The organism is Kocuria sp. ZOR0020, from assembly GCF_000800955.1.
In the GTDB taxonomy this organism is placed as follows: domain Bacteria; phylum Actinomycetota; class Actinomycetes; order Actinomycetales; family Micrococcaceae; genus Kocuria; species Kocuria subflava.
The window spans coordinates 1-14,942 of sequence record NZ_JROX01000037.1 but is presented as its reverse complement, the minus strand read 5'-3'; the positions used below and the strand labels follow the sequence as shown (position 1 = coordinate 14,942).

16 protein-coding genes are annotated in these 14,942 nt (G+C 62.4%); 9 read left to right on the top strand and 7 right to left on the bottom strand.

Features of this window, described 5'->3' with window-relative positions; translation table 11 throughout:
- The coding region (locus L979_RS02565; protein WP_047688846.1) for an exodeoxyribonuclease VII large subunit at positions 1–596 on the bottom strand (596 nt) is incomplete at its 3' end.
- Positions 597–732: 136 nt separating this feature from the next.
- On the opposite strand from L979_RS02565, the gene L979_RS02560 reads away from it, so the two are divergent.
- A complete protein-coding gene (locus L979_RS02560; protein ID WP_047688830.1) occupies positions 733–1,866 on the top strand; it encodes a hypothetical protein in 1,134 nt (377 codons plus the stop codon).
- 116 nt (positions 1,867–1,982) lie between these two features.
- Positions 1,983–3,065, top strand: coding sequence for a 4-hydroxy-3-methylbut-2-enyl diphosphate reductase (locus L979_RS02555; RefSeq protein ID WP_047688844.1), 1,083 nt, complete (start codon positions 1,983–1,985; stop codon positions 3,063–3,065).
- A gap of 152 nt (positions 3,066–3,217) precedes the next feature.
- Here the strand turns inward: L979_RS02555 and L979_RS02550 are convergent, their stop codons facing one another.
- The 6 genes from L979_RS02550 to L979_RS02525 form a co-directional block, all read right to left on the bottom strand.
- Positions 3,218–4,483, bottom strand: a complete 1,266-nt coding sequence (locus tag L979_RS02550; RefSeq protein ID WP_047688828.1) for a DNA recombination protein RmuC — start codon at positions 4,481–4,483, stop codon at positions 3,218–3,220.
- Positions 4,484–4,546: 63 nt separating this feature from the next.
- Entirely contained in the window at positions 4,547–5,692 is a 1,146-nt protein-coding gene (locus tag L979_RS02545; RefSeq protein WP_052209376.1) for a hypothetical protein, read from the bottom strand.
- Between the two features lie 22 nt (positions 5,693–5,714).
- The gene (locus L979_RS02540) at positions 5,715–6,329 is read right to left on the bottom strand and encodes a response regulator transcription factor (protein WP_047688825.1); all 615 of its coding nucleotides are present in this window, start codon (positions 6,327–6,329) and stop codon (positions 5,715–5,717) included.
- Complete coding sequence (locus tag L979_RS16620; RefSeq protein ID WP_052209375.1) at positions 6,326–7,447, bottom strand: sensor histidine kinase; 1,122 nt, start codon at positions 7,445–7,447, stop codon at positions 6,326–6,328. The genes L979_RS02540 and L979_RS16620 overlap by 4 nt, the downstream gene beginning before the upstream one ends.
- Entirely contained in the window at positions 7,444–8,286 is an 843-nt protein-coding gene (locus tag L979_RS02530) for an ABC transporter permease (RefSeq protein ID WP_081993632.1), read from the bottom strand. The genes L979_RS16620 and L979_RS02530 overlap by 4 nt, the downstream gene beginning before the upstream one ends.
- 6 nt (positions 8,287–8,292) lie before the next feature.
- On the bottom strand, positions 8,293–9,249 hold the full coding sequence (locus L979_RS02525; RefSeq protein WP_047688822.1) for an ABC transporter ATP-binding protein: 957 nt from the start codon (positions 9,247–9,249) through the stop codon (positions 8,293–8,295).
- A gap of 42 nt (positions 9,250–9,291) precedes the next feature.
- On the opposite strand from L979_RS02525, the gene L979_RS02520 reads away from it, so the two are divergent.
- The 7 genes from L979_RS02520 to L979_RS02490 all read left to right on the top strand — a co-directional run bounded on the left by L979_RS02520 (position 9,292) and on the right by L979_RS02490 (position 14,739).
- Positions 9,292–9,648 carry a hypothetical protein gene (locus L979_RS02520; RefSeq protein ID WP_156125320.1) on the top strand — a complete coding sequence of 119 codons (357 nt, stop codon included), beginning with the start codon at positions 9,292–9,294 and terminating at the stop codon, positions 9,646–9,648.
- A gap of 135 nt (positions 9,649–9,783) precedes the next feature.
- Positions 9,784–10,863, top strand: a complete 1,080-nt coding sequence (gene ychF / locus L979_RS02515) for a redox-regulated ATPase YchF (protein ID WP_047688816.1) — start codon at positions 9,784–9,786, stop codon at positions 10,861–10,863.
- Between the two features lie 216 nt (positions 10,864–11,079).
- Complete coding sequence (locus tag L979_RS02510) at positions 11,080–12,237, top strand: ImmA/IrrE family metallo-endopeptidase (protein ID WP_047688814.1); 1,158 nt, start codon at positions 11,080–11,082, stop codon at positions 12,235–12,237.
- Positions 12,238–12,726 carry a DUF4411 family protein gene (locus L979_RS02505; protein ID WP_047688811.1) on the top strand — a complete coding sequence of 163 codons (489 nt, stop codon included), beginning with the start codon at positions 12,238–12,240 and terminating at the stop codon, positions 12,724–12,726.
- 58 nt (positions 12,727–12,784) lie between these two features.
- Entirely contained in the window at positions 12,785–13,333 is a 549-nt protein-coding gene (locus L979_RS02500; RefSeq protein WP_047688809.1) for a hypothetical protein, read from the top strand.
- Between the two features lie 426 nt (positions 13,334–13,759).
- Positions 13,760–14,281, top strand: a complete 522-nt coding sequence (locus L979_RS15760; RefSeq protein ID WP_047688833.1) for an AAA family ATPase — start codon at positions 13,760–13,762, stop codon at positions 14,279–14,281.
- Positions 14,278–14,739, top strand: a complete 462-nt coding sequence (locus tag L979_RS02490) for an NUDIX domain-containing protein (RefSeq protein ID WP_047688807.1) — start codon at positions 14,278–14,280, stop codon at positions 14,737–14,739. The genes L979_RS15760 and L979_RS02490 overlap by 4 nt, the downstream gene beginning before the upstream one ends.
- The last annotated feature ends 203 nt before the right edge of the window (positions 14,740–14,942 follow it).

Sequence of the window (14,942 nt, the reverse complement as noted above, 5' to 3'; positions counted from 1 at the left end):
GCGCTGGTTCCTTGGACGGCCACATTGCGGATTTCGAATTCGACGGCGGGCCACCGCAGCCGGGCGTTGCGGACCACATCCTTTTCCGCATCCGAGTTGCGCCCGGTGATCAGGCCAACCCGCTGCGGCAAGGGTGGCAGGGGTTTCTTGCGGTCGGCATCGAACAGGCCCTCGTCCGCCAAGGCGCGGCGCAGACGTTCGATCCTGACCAGCAGATCCCCCAGCCCCACGGGCCGGACACCCTGCCCGATCATGGACAACCGGCCGGTCTTGGTCCAGAAGTCCGGTTTGATCTGTGCCACCACGCGCATCCCGCGTTCCAGAGGGGTCTCCATCTGGGCCATTTCACGGGCGAACAGGGTGACGGGCACGGAGACTTCCTCGTCCACGTCCCGCAAGGTCAAGTAGGTCACCCGGGCGCGCTGGTTCAGTTCCACCACCTGTCCCTCAACCCAGGTGGGGTCACAGCGGGCAATGTAGGCGTGGAGGTTCTCGGAGAGCAGACGCAACGGCCAAGGATTCTCCGGCGTGGTGAGTCCAGCGCGCGGCGGGAGGCTGCGCTCCTGGGCGGGCTGATCGGCGTCGTCAGAACTCATGAACACATGCCTACCACCCTGCACGGACAGCCCACCGCTGATCCGCGCGGAAAAGTCACGAGTCCGTGGACAAGCTCGAACGGTCATTGGGCAAGAGACGGCTGTGGAGCGGAGACGGCCCGAGGTTCCGCGTAGGGTGGCAGCTGTTGGAGGTTGGTGGGCCGTGGATTCCATGGGCTTGTCAAAGACCCCGCACGTCATCCCGTCATGTTCGGAGGCCCCGTTGGGCGAATCAGAGCTGAAGAGTTCCCGGTCCCGCCGTCTGCGTGGCTGGGTGGGAGTGCTGCGCACGGTTCTGGGGTTCGTTCTGGCACTGGCTGGAGCCGCCGCCGTGGTGGTCGGTGTGACTCTCCAGTGGTTGCAGGATTCTCTGGTGGACAGGGACGGGTTTGCGCAGATCTCCCAGGAACTCGTCCACGATGAATCTCTGCAGCAGGAGTTGACGGACACTGCCGTGACCCAGGCCTCGGATGCCGTCCAGGGCCAAGACCTGGGGGCGGTGCCCTTCAGTGGAGCCCTCAAGGACATGGCAGATCGCCGCATCGCCGGTTACATCCGCGAATACGTTGACTCCGATCAGTACGTGGATGACTGGAATGACGTCCTGCTGACCACACACCAGATCAACATTGAACCTGCCGGCTCGTTACCGGAAACATCTGGGGACGGTGCTCCGGAGGACTTGGAGCTGTACGTGGCGCCCGTGGTGGGGTCGCTGGAGTCCCACATCGAGGACCGGCTGCAAGACACGCTGGGCGTGCGCCTGAATCTGGATCTCCGCGACCAGGAGGGGCTGGGCGGTCAGGACGGAATCATTGTGGTGCGGGATTCAGCCACAGGCCCTGCCTTTGACACCATTGCCGATTCCACCGTCCAGGCACCGCTGTTGCTGTGGGGCGGTGTGGCAGCCCTGGTGTTGGCTGCGCTGCTGAGTCGCCACCGGGAATGGGTCCTGGTGGGAGCCGGTGTGGGTGCGGCCACTGCGGCAGTGCTGGCCCAGCGTGGTGCTCAGGAGCTGACGTCCACCGTCCTGGCCTCACCAGACCTGCAGGACGTGGGGCGCAGTCTGGTGGAGCGGGTCTTCCAGATTCTGCTCACGGGCATGGACCACACCCTGGCGCCGTGGCTGTGGGGAGGGGTGGCGGTCGCCGTCGTGGGGGCGTTGCTGGCCGCCGCTCGGCTGCTGTGGCGCTCCGGTTCCCGGGACAGTTGGGAAACGGGACACACGCTCACCCAAGATCAACGACGACGCCGCGTGGTGGAGATCTGAGGTGGCCCAACTCGGCAGAGGGCCCGTCTCACCGCAGAAGCGTAGGAGTCTGCGATCCTCATCACGGCTTGGCTCAGCAGGTTACCTGTCAGCAGTGACCCCGTACGATGGGGGACATGTCCACGCCCGTAGCACTTGCCATGCCGTCTGTTCCGCGTCTCCGCCGCACCCCGGAAGAAGTTGCTGCTGCAGCGCCCGTGGACGGCCCCAAGAAGGTCCTGCTGGCCTCGCCTCGTGGGTACTGCGCCGGTGTTGACCGTGCCGTGATCGCTGTGGAGAAGGCCCTGGAGCACTACGGGGCTCCCGTGTATGTGCGTAAGCAGATCGTGCACAACAAGCACGTGGTGGAGACCCTGGAAGCACAGGGTGCGGTGTTCGTGGAGGAAGTGGACGAGGTTCCGGAGGGTTCCCTGTTGGTGTTCTCCGCTCACGGTGTCTCACCTGCAGTGGTGCAATCTGCAGCGGAGAAAAACCTGGAGACCATTGACGCCACCTGCCCATTGGTGACCAAGGTGCACCGGGAAGCAGTGCGCTTTGCCAAGCGCGGCCAGCAGATTCTGCTGATCGGGCACGTGGGGCACGAGGAGGTCGAGGGCACCTACGGCGAGGCGCCGGATCAGACCATCATTGTCAACAGCCCCGAGGACGCTGACACCATTGAGGTGGATGACCCGGACAACCTGGTGTGGCTCTCCCAGACCACGTTGAGCGTGGACGAGGCGCTGGAGACCGTGACGCGTCTGCGCAAACGATTCCCCAACCTGCAGGATCCGCCTTCGGATGACATCTGCTACGCCACCTCCAACCGGCAGGGTGCCATCAAGGAGATCGCACCACGTGCGGACCTGGTGATTGTGGTGGGCTCCTCCAACTCTTCCAACTCCGTGAGGCTGAAGGAAGTCGCCGCCGAATACGGTGCCGACCGCGCAGAACGCGTGGACAACGCCAACCAGGTGGATGAAGCCTGGTTTGAAGGTGTGGCCACCGTCGGCGTGACCTCCGGGGCCTCCGTGCCCGAGGTTCTGGTGCGTGATGTCCTGGCTCTGCTGGCCGACTACGGCTACGGGGAGATCGAGGAAGTGGTCACCGCTGCGGAGGACATTCTGTTCTCCCTGCCCAAGGAGTTGCGTGCGCGGCTGACTGCTGATGGTGACGCCGACCGCAACCTGGGTGGCCGCGGAGCGCGCCCCAACCGCTGAGTCAGAAGGGCTGCCGCACGGACACCTTCCACCGGGAGGTTGTAGATCAGATCAGGCTGGCCCGGATCCGAACGGGTTGGCCCGCATCAGTTCAGGCTGTTGGTGATGCGATCGGGCAGTTGATGATCCAATCCGGTGGAGCGCGTCAGCCCTCACTGGTCCTGGTGTTCGGCGCCCGTCAGCAGCTCCGGTGCCGTGATCACCTTGGGTTGCGCCTCCACGGGGGTGATCTCCAACCGAGGATCGGCCGCTGCGGTGGGGTCCAAGTCGTTGAGTTTGCGCGCCGTGGGCAGTACCCGGCGTTCCAGTGAGCCAACAAGCTCGTTGTACTGCTCCACGCTGCGGCGCAAGGAATTGCCCATCTTGCTCAGATGTGAACCGGCCGTGCCCAGACGGTCATACAGCTCCCGGGAGAGTCGCAGGAGTTCGGTGGCCTCCTGGGCCAGGGACTCTTGACGCCAGGAAAAGGCCACAGCTTTCAGTGACGCCAGCAGGGACACCGGGGAGACCAATGCGACGTTGCGGGCTGCCGCATGATCCAACAATGTGGGGTCTGCCTCCAGTGCTGCTGCCAGCGCGGACTCCGCAGGGATGAAACACAGCACCAGGTCAGGGGAGTGCCCCAAGGCCTCCCAATACTTCTTCCTGCCCAACTCCTCCACATGGGCCCGTACCGCCTTGGCATGCGCTGCCAGATGTGCTGCCTGGTTCTTGGCAGTTGCTCCGGCCGCCGAGCCCGTGGGGTCTTGAGAGGGGCCCGCACCGCTCACCTGTTGAGCCTGCAGGTACGCGGACAGGGGAGCTTTGGCATCCACCACAATTTTTTGATCACCGGGTAGGTGCACCACCATGTCCGGCCGGTAGGCGCCAGCGTCCGTGGCCAGGTGCACCTGTTCGGAGAAGTCCACGTGGCTGAGCATCCCTGCTGCCTCCACCACCCGGCGCAGTTGCATCTCACCCCAGGTGCCTCGGGCTGAATTGGACCGCAGGGATCCTTCCAACGCACCTGTCACCCGCTGCAGATCCCGGTCGGTTTCCCGAGCGGCCTGAAGGGCTCGGGAGACGTCGCCGAATTGCTGAGCCCGGTCCTTCTCCAAGCGCACCACGTGGTCCTGGATCTGGCGCATCCGATCCGTCAGGGGTGCCAGGGCACGCAGCATGTCCTGGTCCTGTGCCGCGCGGTCCTCCAACTCCTGGACACGTTCACCCTGCAATCGCGCCGCAGCCACAGCTGCGGCATGTTCCTGGCCCAAGTGATTGTTCTCAGTCCGCAACTGCTGCAGTTCCAGGTGGCTGGACTCCTGCTGGGGGGAGGTTCGGCGGGCACCCAGGACCCACCCGATGACCAAGCCAGCCGCCAGGCCCACCGCCAGCAGCACCAGAGGCAACACCAGCAACGTGGAGGTAGTTGTTTCCATGGTCTCAGCGTGCCAGAGGGCTAAGACAACACAAGCGAACCGGCAGGCGCAGCGACGCCTGCCTCAGACCTGACCGGCAGTAAGAGCGCCGGAACGGTTGCTGAACAGCCGCAGTGCTGTCTTGGCCAGCATCAACACCAACAACAGGATGCCCACGTACCCGTTGATCACGTAGACGATATTGACCATCTGGGAGAAGGGCAGCACCAGGCCGATCAGCGTTCCCAGTGCGGCCAGGATCAAGGTCAAGGCCGTGAATGCCTTGGTCTGCTCCGGAACAAACCGAGCTGAGACCGTCCACAACAGCGGTACGGCCGTGGTGTAGATGCCTGCCAGGATGATCAGGGAGAACCCGGAGGCCAGCAGGGGGCTGAGGTCGGAGGCCAGGACCAACATGGGGATCTCGGTTCCGTTGACGCGAGTGATGTTGGCCAGCAGTCCCAGACCAACCACAATGCAGGCCATGGAGAATGCCGCACCGCCCAACAGCCCACCGGCAGCAGCCTGCCTTGAGTTGCGGGAGGTCTTTCCCAGTGCGGTCAGGAAGGCCGCCAGCCACAACATGCAGAACCCCACGTAGGACAGTCCTGCCAGGAACCAGTTGGTGGAGGCCTGGGTCAGCTCCAGACCGGAGAGCAGAGAGTTGCCGTGGGCCACGCCGTCGCTGCCTTGCAGGATGCCCAGGATCCCCAGGGCGACGGCGATCACCACAATCAGCGGTCCAATCTTGCCGATCACGTCCACCAGCCGGGTGAGCCCGAACCAGACCGTGAGGCCCACCGCAACGGCCAGGCCGATGCCACCGATGTATTTGGACAAGCCGTAGTGCTCCTGGAACACGGCACCGGCACCGGCCACCATGACGGTGAAGCTGAGGAACACGAACACGATGGAGAAGTAGTCGAAGAAGATCCCCAGGTACTTGCCGCAGTAGTGGTGGAAGATCCGTGAGGGGTGGTTGAACTGCTGAGCCTGGCCCGTGACCAGGAATTCCACGCAGACGTAAGTCATGAGGACCAACACCACGGCTCCGGTGCCGAACACACCCCAGTAACCGTAGGAGGTGAAGTACTGCAAGATCTCCTGGCCGGTGGCGAATCCCGAGCCGATCAGAAAGGCAATGATTGCGCCGGCGTAGGTGATGATCCGCAGAATGCCTTTGGATTCAGTGGTGTCCAGTTGATCCGAGGAGGGTGAGGTGTGAGCCATGGCACAATTCTGCCCGTTGACCTCAGAGCCATCCATTCTGCTGCGCGGTCAACGCTGCCTCCGCGCGATTTCCAGCCTGTGTTTTACCAATGGCAGAGGACAGATGATTGCGTACTGTTCCCGGTGACAAGCTCAGTTGCTCCGCCAGCTCCTTGACCGAATGACCACTCAGGGCGGCACGTAACACATCCTGTTCGCGCTCCGTGAGGGGGTTGTTGCCGCTGACCAAGGATTCCTCCGCCAACGAGGGATCGATCACGCGCCGTCCCGCAAAGACTGCACGGACGGCCTGCGCCAAATCGTCTGCCGGGGTGTCCTTGACAACAAATCCGCTGGCACCGGCCTCCAATGCGCGGCGCAGATACCCTGGCCGTCCGAACGTGGTCACCACCAGGGACTTGCAGGGCAGCCCGGCCTCACGCAGAGCGCGGGCGGTGTCAATGCCGTCAAGCCCCGGCATCTCAATGTCCAACAGAGCAACATCCACGCGGTGCTCACGGACCAGTTCGACGACGTCGCTGCCCGTCCCTGTTTGTGCCACCACTTCCAAGTCGGCCTCCAGGGACAACAAGGCCGCCAGGGCTCCCCGGACCAGGGCCTGATCATCTGCCAGGAGCAGCCGGATGGATTCAGTCACGGCAACGCCACCTTCACTCGTAGTCCCGGCCTCTCGGCGTTGGTGGATGCCGCAGCCGTGCTCAAGGTCCCACCAGCCTCGCGCACCCGGTCCTCCATGCCGTTCAGGCCGTTGCCAAAACGCGGTGATGCCATCCCCACGCCGTCGTCGCTGACCACCAGTCGCCCAGGGCCGGCTTCCACGGCACACCGTGTGGCCCGGGAATGGCGAATCACGTTGGTGACGGATTCGCGCAGACACCATGCCAGCAGGGCTCGCTGCTCGGTGGGGATCTCCACGGCCGGAGACGGCAACTTGGCCTCAATACGCGCTGCTCGCAGCGCGGTCCGGGCAGAAGCCAACTGGGCGGACCATTCGGGTGTCCGCAGTTGACCCACGGTGGCCCGGACCTCACCCAAGGCCTCACGGGAAAGCGCTAGGACCTCGTCCAGTTCGGCAGCGGCCCGGTCCGGGTCCCTCGCCAGGAGTTTGCGCGCCAGTTCGGTCTTGACGGTGATCACGGTCAGCGAATGGCCCAGCAGATCGTGCACGTCACGGCCGATGTTCTCCCTCTGACGTGCCAGGTCCAGGTCATGCTGCAGCCCCTTGGCCTGGTCCTCGCGCTCCATGAAGGTGGCGATTCCCAACATCAGGAAACCCGAGCCGGCCATCATGGACGGCACCCAATACACGTATGGGCTGCCGAGCTGGAAGGCGATGATCACAAACGCCGCGATCAGTGGAATCACTGCAAGCACAGCCATACGCAGACGCAGTTTGAAGGCCAAACTGGCAATCAGAAACGGGCCCGTGGACATGGCATTGGCACCCACGGCGGGCACCAGGGCCAGCGTTGCCAGGCTGAGGGCGGCACACCACAAGAACGCGTTGGCGGTGGCGCTGAGGTGCGGCAATGGTGTGGTCCACCACCAGGAGGCCATGTAGAGCCCGCAGAACGCCAGGATGGCTGCGGCTCCCAGCACCCGCAACGGTGCATCGGCCTCTGACTGGAAGAGTGCAACCGTTGGGAAGATCATGAAGATCAGCCAGATGGAGGGATAACCAACCTCAGCCAGGGCATCGGCGGTCGGCCGACCGTAGGGATCAACGGACTGGTTGAGTGCTGCGGAGTTGTTCATGCGCGCTTGGTGCCGCGCCGGGCGGCCAGCAGAGCCAAGACGCCGAAGATCACTGTCCACACCACCAGATTAGTGATCAGTTGCCCCAAGGTGTCAGGTGCAAGGGTCTCACCGGTGGCGCTGTTGAGCGCGCCTTCCATCTGTGGCCAGGTGGCCAGCCCCCGCAGCCCGTAGAGCGGGGTGAACTTGGCGATCTCCAGCATGGTTCCGGACAGCGGCATGAACAGGTTTCCAAAGAAGGCCAGCACCACCAGCAGGCCCGTGGCTGCACTGACTGCACCTTCCGTTCGGAAGAGCAGGCCGAACATCAAACCGTAGAGTGCAAAAACGGCCGAACCACCCACGATGATGGCGGCGGTGGCAAACCACCGACCTGTTGAGCCCAGCTCACCATTGGTCAGGGCGGCCACCGTGAACACCAGGATCACCGGTAGCGCGGCGATGGCACAGGCCACCAGCACCTTGGCGGCCACGTACTGCCACTGCCGCATGGGGGTCAGCGCCAGGAGTCTGCCCCACCCTTTGGAGCGTTCCACCGCCGCTGAGCCGGCGATGCTGGTGGTGGCTATGACCGCACCATAAGTGGCCATTCCAACGGCGGTGGTGCCGGAGACATTGCCGTGGCCGGACGGAAAATCCGCGAAATCAGTGTTGATGCCAAAAATCCAGAACAGGACGGTGGGTAGCACCACCACAAAAATCAAGGACTCCACCATGCGTATTTGGCGGCGCCAGTCATAGGCGGCGTAGCGCAACGTGGTGGTGATCGGGTTCGGCGCTTTGGCGGGCCGTTCAGCCGGGCCGTTGCGGTTTTCCTGGGTGTGGGTTGCCGTTGTCATGGCTGTTCAGTCCTTTCCGTGCGCTGCCGAACGCGTGTTCTGGGTCAGATCCACAAATGCTTCCTCCAACGGGACCTGGGAGATCAACAGGTCCGTGCTGGCCGTGTGGTTCAGAAGGTGCCGGGCAATGGCATCCGTGTCAGATCCCGTGAACACCACACGGTTGTTCTCACGCCTCCAGTCCTCCACGGCGGGGAGGGATTCGACGACGACGGAGGGTTCGGCGTCGTCGTTCCACACCACCGAGACCGTGCGCAGACCACCCAAGGAGCGAATGTCTTCCGTGGTGCCATCGGCCAGGAGGCGCCCGGCGGCGATGACCACAATGCGGTCTGCGAACTGTTCAGCCTCCTCCAGGTAATGGGTGGCGAACACGATGGTGCGGCCGCGTTCGGCCTCCGCGTGCATGGCGGCCCAGAAGTCACGGCGGGCGTTGACGTCCATGCCGGCGGTGGGCTCGTCCAGGATGAGCAGGTCTGGCTCGGAAAGCAGCGCTAGCGCAAAGCGCAGACGTTGCTGCTCGCCACCCGAGCACTTGGAGACCTTGCGGGTGGCGAAGGTGTCTGCCCCGGCCCGCGCCAAGGCTTGGTCCACGGGCATGTGGTGGCCGTGTTGGGAAGCGATCATGGACACCGTTTCCTTGACGGTCAGGTCATCCAAGAGCGCACCGGTCTGCAGCACCGCAGAGACCCGGCCCTGCTTGACCGCCTGCGCCGGGGAGGACCCGTACACCTGACACGTCCCGGTGGTGGGGGAGGTGAAGCCCAGGATCATGTCCAAAGTGGTGGTCTTACCGGCGCCATTGGGGCCCAGAAAGGCAACGATTTCCCCGGAGTTGATTTGCAAGTCGATGCCGTCCACGGCGTGAACCTTGCCGCCGCGGGTGTTGAAGGTCTTGTGGAGGTCGGTCAGCTGGATGGCCGGGACGTTCAGGTCACTGGCGGAGGTGAGTGAGGTGCTCATGGCTCCAGTGTGTGGCGGTTCCGTGGAATGCGGATCTGGGGTGTGTCACGTCTTGGGCATGACAAATGGCAGGGGTGCGTGGTGGGTGTTCCGGCCATCCTGGTGCAGATTGTCCGTGGTGGTCGTCTGGAGGTTGACCGGCGGGGATTTCGACTCCTGGGGCCGGCAGGCACCCTCCCCGCTCGGGCACCCATTGACGTTGCGTGGGAGGAGGTGATCTCCGTCCAGGTGCAAGAAATCAGCCGGACCAAGATGGCTGCTTTCACCATGACCCCTGCGGCCGCCCAGCGCCGTTTTGTTGAACTCACGCCCATGATGCAAAAAACTCCAGGAGCAGAATCGCCGATACATGGGGGAGAACGTCTCTGCGATCCCCAACAACTACGGGCCCAGTCCTGATGTGCTGGCAGGTTTCTTGTACTTTGCCCACCAGGCACCTGACGGGAACACCGCAGTACCCGGGGGCTGTGCGGTAGTCGGCGGGTACTGTCGTCGTTGCTGTGGTGTCCGTTGTGGCCGGTAGACTCGGCTTCCGTGGCTTTAACTATTGGAATCGTGGGACTGCCCAACGTTGGCAAGTCGACCCTCTTCAACGCGCTGACCCGTAACACCGTGCTGGCTGCGAACTACCCGTTCGCCACCATCGAGCCCAACGTGGGTGTGGTGAACCTGCCGGATGAACGGCTGGGGCAGCTGGCATCCGTGTTCGGATCCGAGCGTGAAGTTCCTGCCACCGTGTCCTTTGTGGACATCGCGGGCATTGTGAAGGGTGCCTCTGAAGGCGAGGGGTTGGGAAACCAGTTCCTGGCCAACATTCGGGAGGCCGACGCCATTGCGCAGGTGGTCCGTGCTTTCGAGGACCCGGACGTGATTCACGTGGACGGTGCGGTCAACCCCGCATCTGACATGGAGACCATCAACACCGAGCTGATCCTGGCTGACATGCAGACGCTCGAGAACGCCATCCCGCGACTGGAGAAGCAAGTCAAGATCAAGAAGGCCGACCCCGCCAAGTTGGCCGCCTACCAGGCTGCCCTTGAGGTGCTGGGGGAGGGGCACACCGTGTTCTCCCGTGCCTCCGAGCTGGACATGGAGCAGCTGCGTGACCTCACGCTGCTCTCAGCCAAGCCGTTCATTTTTGTGTTCAATGCCGACGACGGCGTGCTGGGTTCCGCTGAGCGACAAGCCGAACTGGCCGCGTTGGTGGCTCCCGCTGAGTGTGTGTTCCTGGACGCCAAGCTGGAATCCGAGCTGGTGGAACTCTCCGAGGATGAAGCCCGCGAGATGCTGGAGATGTCCGGCCAGGAAGAATCCGGCCTGGACAAGCTGGCCCGCGTGGGCTTCTCCACCCTGGGGCTGCAGACCTACCTGACCGCCGGTCCCAAGGAATCCCGCGCCTGGACCGTGCGCAAGGGTGCCACCGCGCCGCAGGCCGCCGGAGTGATCCACACTGACTTTGAGCGGGGCTTCATCAAGGCAGAAATCGTGTCCTTTGCCGACCTGCTGGCCGCCGGCTCCATGGCCGACGCCAAGGCCGCGGGCAAAGTCCGGATGGAGGGCAAGGACTACATCATGCAGGACGGGGACGTGGTGGAGTTCCGCTTCAACAACTAATTTTTACTCTGATCAGGAATTTAATGCTTGTCCTGCTGGTCGAGTTCTGATTCAACATTGCGGCGAGGCCGTATCATCGAAGATCATCATCCACCGGGTTTGCGCGCGCAAAATTCCTGCCGACACCCCAGTATGAGGTGGCATTAGCAGTTGCGCATATGCCATGATCAGGATCAGTTGCCCTGCCGACGCTAGGACCCATGCTATGGAGAATCAATGACCGTGCGGGTGCCGGTCTCTCCAGACGTCCTCCTGTGGGCGTTAGATAGAGCGCCGGACCCTGACGCCGTAGCTAGCGCGTTCCCAGGAGTTGATCGCTGGGTTAGCGGTGAGGCCGAACCAACGGTTAAGCAACTCCACGATTTCGCCGCGCGCACCGGCACTGCCTATGGGTACTTCTTCCTGCCCGCCCCACCCGCCATCGAGCTACCTATCGAAGATTTCCGGGAGGGGTTCGAGGGGGAGCGATACCGCAGTCCATCCGTGAACCTGCTGGCTGTCCTGCACCAGAGCCTTCGCCGACAGGACTGGTACCGGGACTACGCGATCGACAACGGGTTCGCGGAAGTGGCAGTGGTTGGCCGAGCCTCGGGCATGACGCCAGCGGAAGCCGCAGCTGACATGCGACGTGGGCTGAACTACGAGGTCCGGAACCGCGTCGGCAATTGGAACGATCAGCGTAAGCGCCTGTTGACCGCGTTCGAAGCTCTGGGTGGACTGACAGTCGTCACATCGATGGTGGAGAACAATACTCACCGTCCATTGGACCTAGATGAGTTTCGCGGGTTCAGTCTCATTGACGATATGGCTCCGCTCGTCTTCGTGAACGCGCGGCAGACCATCAACGGTCAGCTCTTCACCCTGGCGCACGAGTTCGCTCATGTCTGGAGGGGCGTTGGTGGTATCAGTGACGAGGACCTGCGCTACGAACCCCAGAGCGAGATCGAGCGCTGGTGCAATCGTGTCGCGTCCGAGTTCCTGGTTCCGGGTGAGGACTTGCGTGAGCGCTACCGGGCCGTCTCCGGACTGGGGCTCACCGCACAGATCGAACGCCTCGCCAGCGACTACCGGTGCGGAACTCTCGTGGTCCTGCAAGCACTTCGTCGAGATCGTCTGTACGAGTTTGAAAACTTCCAGGCCGACTACGATGCCGAGGTCGTGCGCCTCCGTGGATTTGAGCGGTCGGAAGCCGGTCCCGGAGGACAGTTCAACTACAACCAGCCGTACAGAATCGGCACACGGCTTTCTCGTGCTCTGATCAGCGACGCAATAGCGGGTCGTACGCAGTTCACCGATGCCGCCCGCCTGATGTCGTTCAAATCCATGAAGAACTTTGATTCGTACGCAAGCTACTTGGGAATGGTGCGTGGCTGAATGTACCTGATTGACGCCAACGCATTCATCGAAGCGAGTCGGCACTACTACTCCTTCAATCTGGCTCCGCGTTACTGGAACTGGCTTTACGAGCAAAGTGTCGCCGGCACCATCGGCTCCATCCAAGCCGTATACGACGAGATCTCCGACGGCGAGGACGATCTGAGTGCATGGGTGCGCGAGAATACCCCTGGCGAGTTTTGGCTGGCAGAGGATGACGACTCGGTCGCAGCTATCAGCGACCTGGTGGGATGGGCGGTCGGGCCAACTCGAGAGTTCACCCAACCAGCGATCGATGAGTTCATGGCGTCGGCAGACCTCAGGCTGGTGGCCCAGGCCAAGGCGCTGAACGCCACAGTCATTACCCGCGAGGTGCCCAGCCCGGATTCCAAGAAGCGTGTGAAGCTCCCCGACGCTGCCGCGGCCATCGGAGTGCCATGTGTCCAGCCCTTCCAAGCATACGAACGGCTAGGTCTCCGCTTCGCTTGACCACGATTAGGGACCCCCGGCGAGGGATTAGGGACTATCTACGAAAGGGTGCGAAGGGATGGATCAAGGTCTCGCGACGACCATTGCTGCTGGTATCGCTGCTCTCGTTTCGGTCGTCACGCTGGTCGTGACGGCGGTAATGGATCGCCAGGCGTCTGCGAAGGCGGCTCATCGTGAGATCGTTGCCCCGTATCTCGTAGAACTAAGCGAAGACATCTACACGATCCTGGCTTCGATCGATGTTATGGAGAAGAGATCGACGCTGGGCCAAAGCGTGGTGGAATGGCAAGAAAAGGCGAAGACTGCCGGCCAGAGAGTGGATGGTACGCGAAGGCGGATCAGGTATTTCTTACCTGGTGTTGATGACGCTCTGAGGGAGTTGCGTACTGCGGCGGATCACATGGCGACCGTTGTGAATATCGAGGGCACTTATTCAGGCAAATTGCTCGCAAAATACTCTGGCCTGGCCGCATCAGTGAACGCAGCAATCCGTGTTTCGTATCGAACTGGCGCACCTCCTAGCTGGTTGCGCCGACGAATCCTTGTCTGGAAAGCCAAGAGGATTTCAGATTTCTGGGTCGAACGGCCGAAGAAGAAGAGTGCATGACGCGCGTGGCGACACAACACAACCTCTGCGAGCACCAAGTGAGCGGCCTGGCGCAACAGGTTGGTAACTGTGGGCATGTGGTGGAGTTCAGGTTTAACGTATAGAAATTGCCTCTGACCAGGGGCTTTATCTTCTCGACCCTCCGGTTGGGCTCGATGGGTGAGTTCCGGTCTACCATGAGATGCCCAGCGCTTATTGCGCTGACCTGCGCTTTTGATCGGCCCCTGCGGAGCTTCCGCAGGGGCTGGTTCTCATTTCTGCGGGTGTGCGAGCGTCGCCGGCAAGCGGCCTCGGATGGCCTGTTCTCAGGCGGGTTCGACTCGTGCGGCGGGCGTACGTCGAGAGATCGAGTGATCGTCGGTTAGTGTGGGGCACTGGTCGACGGCGGTGCCGTATCGTGACAACGTGGTGCACTACGAAAGATCGATGACCGGCTCACAGTGCTCGCGACTGATAATCATTCGGGGAAACTCGGGAAGCGGAAAGTCGCTCCTTGCCCAATCGATCAGGGCGGCGCGGCCGCGGGGAGTGGCGTTGCTGGGGCACGATACGTTGCGCCGAGAGATCCTTCACGTTCGGGATCGTCCCCAAGCTCTCAGCGTGGCTTACATCGACATGTCGGCTCGCTTTGCTCTCGACAACGGCCTGGATGTCGTTGTTGAGGGGATCCTTCATTCGGAGATATATGGTGAAATGCTCGCCCAACTCCAACGGGATCATCGCGGTGTTACGCGTGCGTTCGTCTACGAACTCGGGTTGGAGGAAACTCTGCGGAGGCACCGCACGAAGACGCTCGCAGCTGAAGTGTCGGAAGAGCAGGTCTCATCTTGGTATCGCGAGTCCGACAGGATTCCCGAACTGGGTGAGATCGTGTTTGACGCTGACGCCAGCGCGAGTGATGCGCTTGCTCAAGTGCTTGCTGAGGTCGGGTGGGGCGAAGCGGAATGACGATCGAGAGCATGGGTAGACGTTCGGTCAATAAGGCGGTCGGGTACGTCGTCCACCAAGGGAAGCTGCTCGTGTTTACACATGACGAGTTCCCGATGGAGATCACCGGTGTGCAGGTGCCCGCTGGGTCGATCGCCGAGTTTGAGTCGCCTGCGGATGCCGTCGTGCGCGAGGTGGGAGAAGAGACCGGCCTCACGGCCAGGACCGTTCGCTCGCTCGGCGTTGAATCGTACGACATGTGGCCCGCAAAGCCCGAGGTTCACGAACGGCACTTCTTTCAACTCGAGCTGGTAGATCCGGACGTTCCGGACCGCTGGAAGTGCGGCGAACAGGACCCTTCCGACGGAGGCGAACCCGTTAGCTGGACGTGCTGGTGGATGGCGCTGACGGATGCTCACGTACTCTGCGCAGGCTTTGGCGCACGCCTCGGAAGCATCGAATCGGATGGTGATCTCTAAGGTTGGTATGTGCGGCGACGTGGTGGAGTTTAAATTCTCGAACTGAACCTTTGGCGCATGCCGCATTCCATCGGCGGCGTCCTTCTCTCCAATGAGCGCTCAAAAAAGGGCCTCTCGCGGAGGCTTGGCGCGCCGTGAGGTGGTGGAGTTTAGGATTAACGGGCTCATCGCAAATGAGAGTGTAGAAGCGGTCTGAACCCTCC

What these genes read in the sequence shown, in the direction of transcription:
- L979_RS02510 (WP_047688814.1), top strand. Translation starts at nt 11,080, where the DNA reads ATGACCGTGCGGGTGCCGGTCTCTCCAGACGTCCTCCTGTGGGCGTTA.
- L979_RS02525 (WP_047688822.1), bottom strand. Translation starts at nt 9,249, where the DNA reads ATGAGCACCTCACTCACCTCCGCCAGTGACCTGAACGTCCCGGCCATC.
- L979_RS02490 (WP_047688807.1), top strand. Translation starts at nt 14,278, where the DNA reads ATGACGATCGAGAGCATGGGTAGACGTTCGGTCAATAAGGCGGTCGGG.
- L979_RS02505 (WP_047688811.1), top strand. Translation starts at nt 12,238, where the DNA reads ATGTACCTGATTGACGCCAACGCATTCATCGAAGCGAGTCGGCACTAC.
- L979_RS16620 (WP_052209375.1), bottom strand. Translation starts at nt 7,447, where the DNA reads ATGAACAACTCCGCAGCACTCAACCAGTCCGTTGATCCCTACGGTCGG.
- L979_RS15760 (WP_047688833.1), top strand. Translation starts at nt 13,760, where the DNA reads ATGACCGGCTCACAGTGCTCGCGACTGATAATCATTCGGGGAAACTCG.
- L979_RS02550 (WP_047688828.1), bottom strand. Translation starts at nt 4,483, where the DNA reads ATGGAAACAACTACCTCCACGTTGCTGGTGTTGCCTCTGGTGCTGCTG.
- L979_RS02545 (WP_052209376.1), bottom strand. Translation starts at nt 5,692, where the DNA reads ATGGCTCACACCTCACCCTCCTCGGATCAACTGGACACCACTGAATCC.
- L979_RS02555 (WP_047688844.1), top strand. Translation starts at nt 1,983, where the DNA reads ATGTCCACGCCCGTAGCACTTGCCATGCCGTCTGTTCCGCGTCTCCGC.
- L979_RS02530 (WP_081993632.1), bottom strand. Translation starts at nt 8,286, where the DNA reads ATGACAACGGCAACCCACACCCAGGAAAACCGCAACGGCCCGGCTGAA.
- L979_RS02500 (WP_047688809.1), top strand. Translation starts at nt 12,785, where the DNA reads ATGGATCAAGGTCTCGCGACGACCATTGCTGCTGGTATCGCTGCTCTC.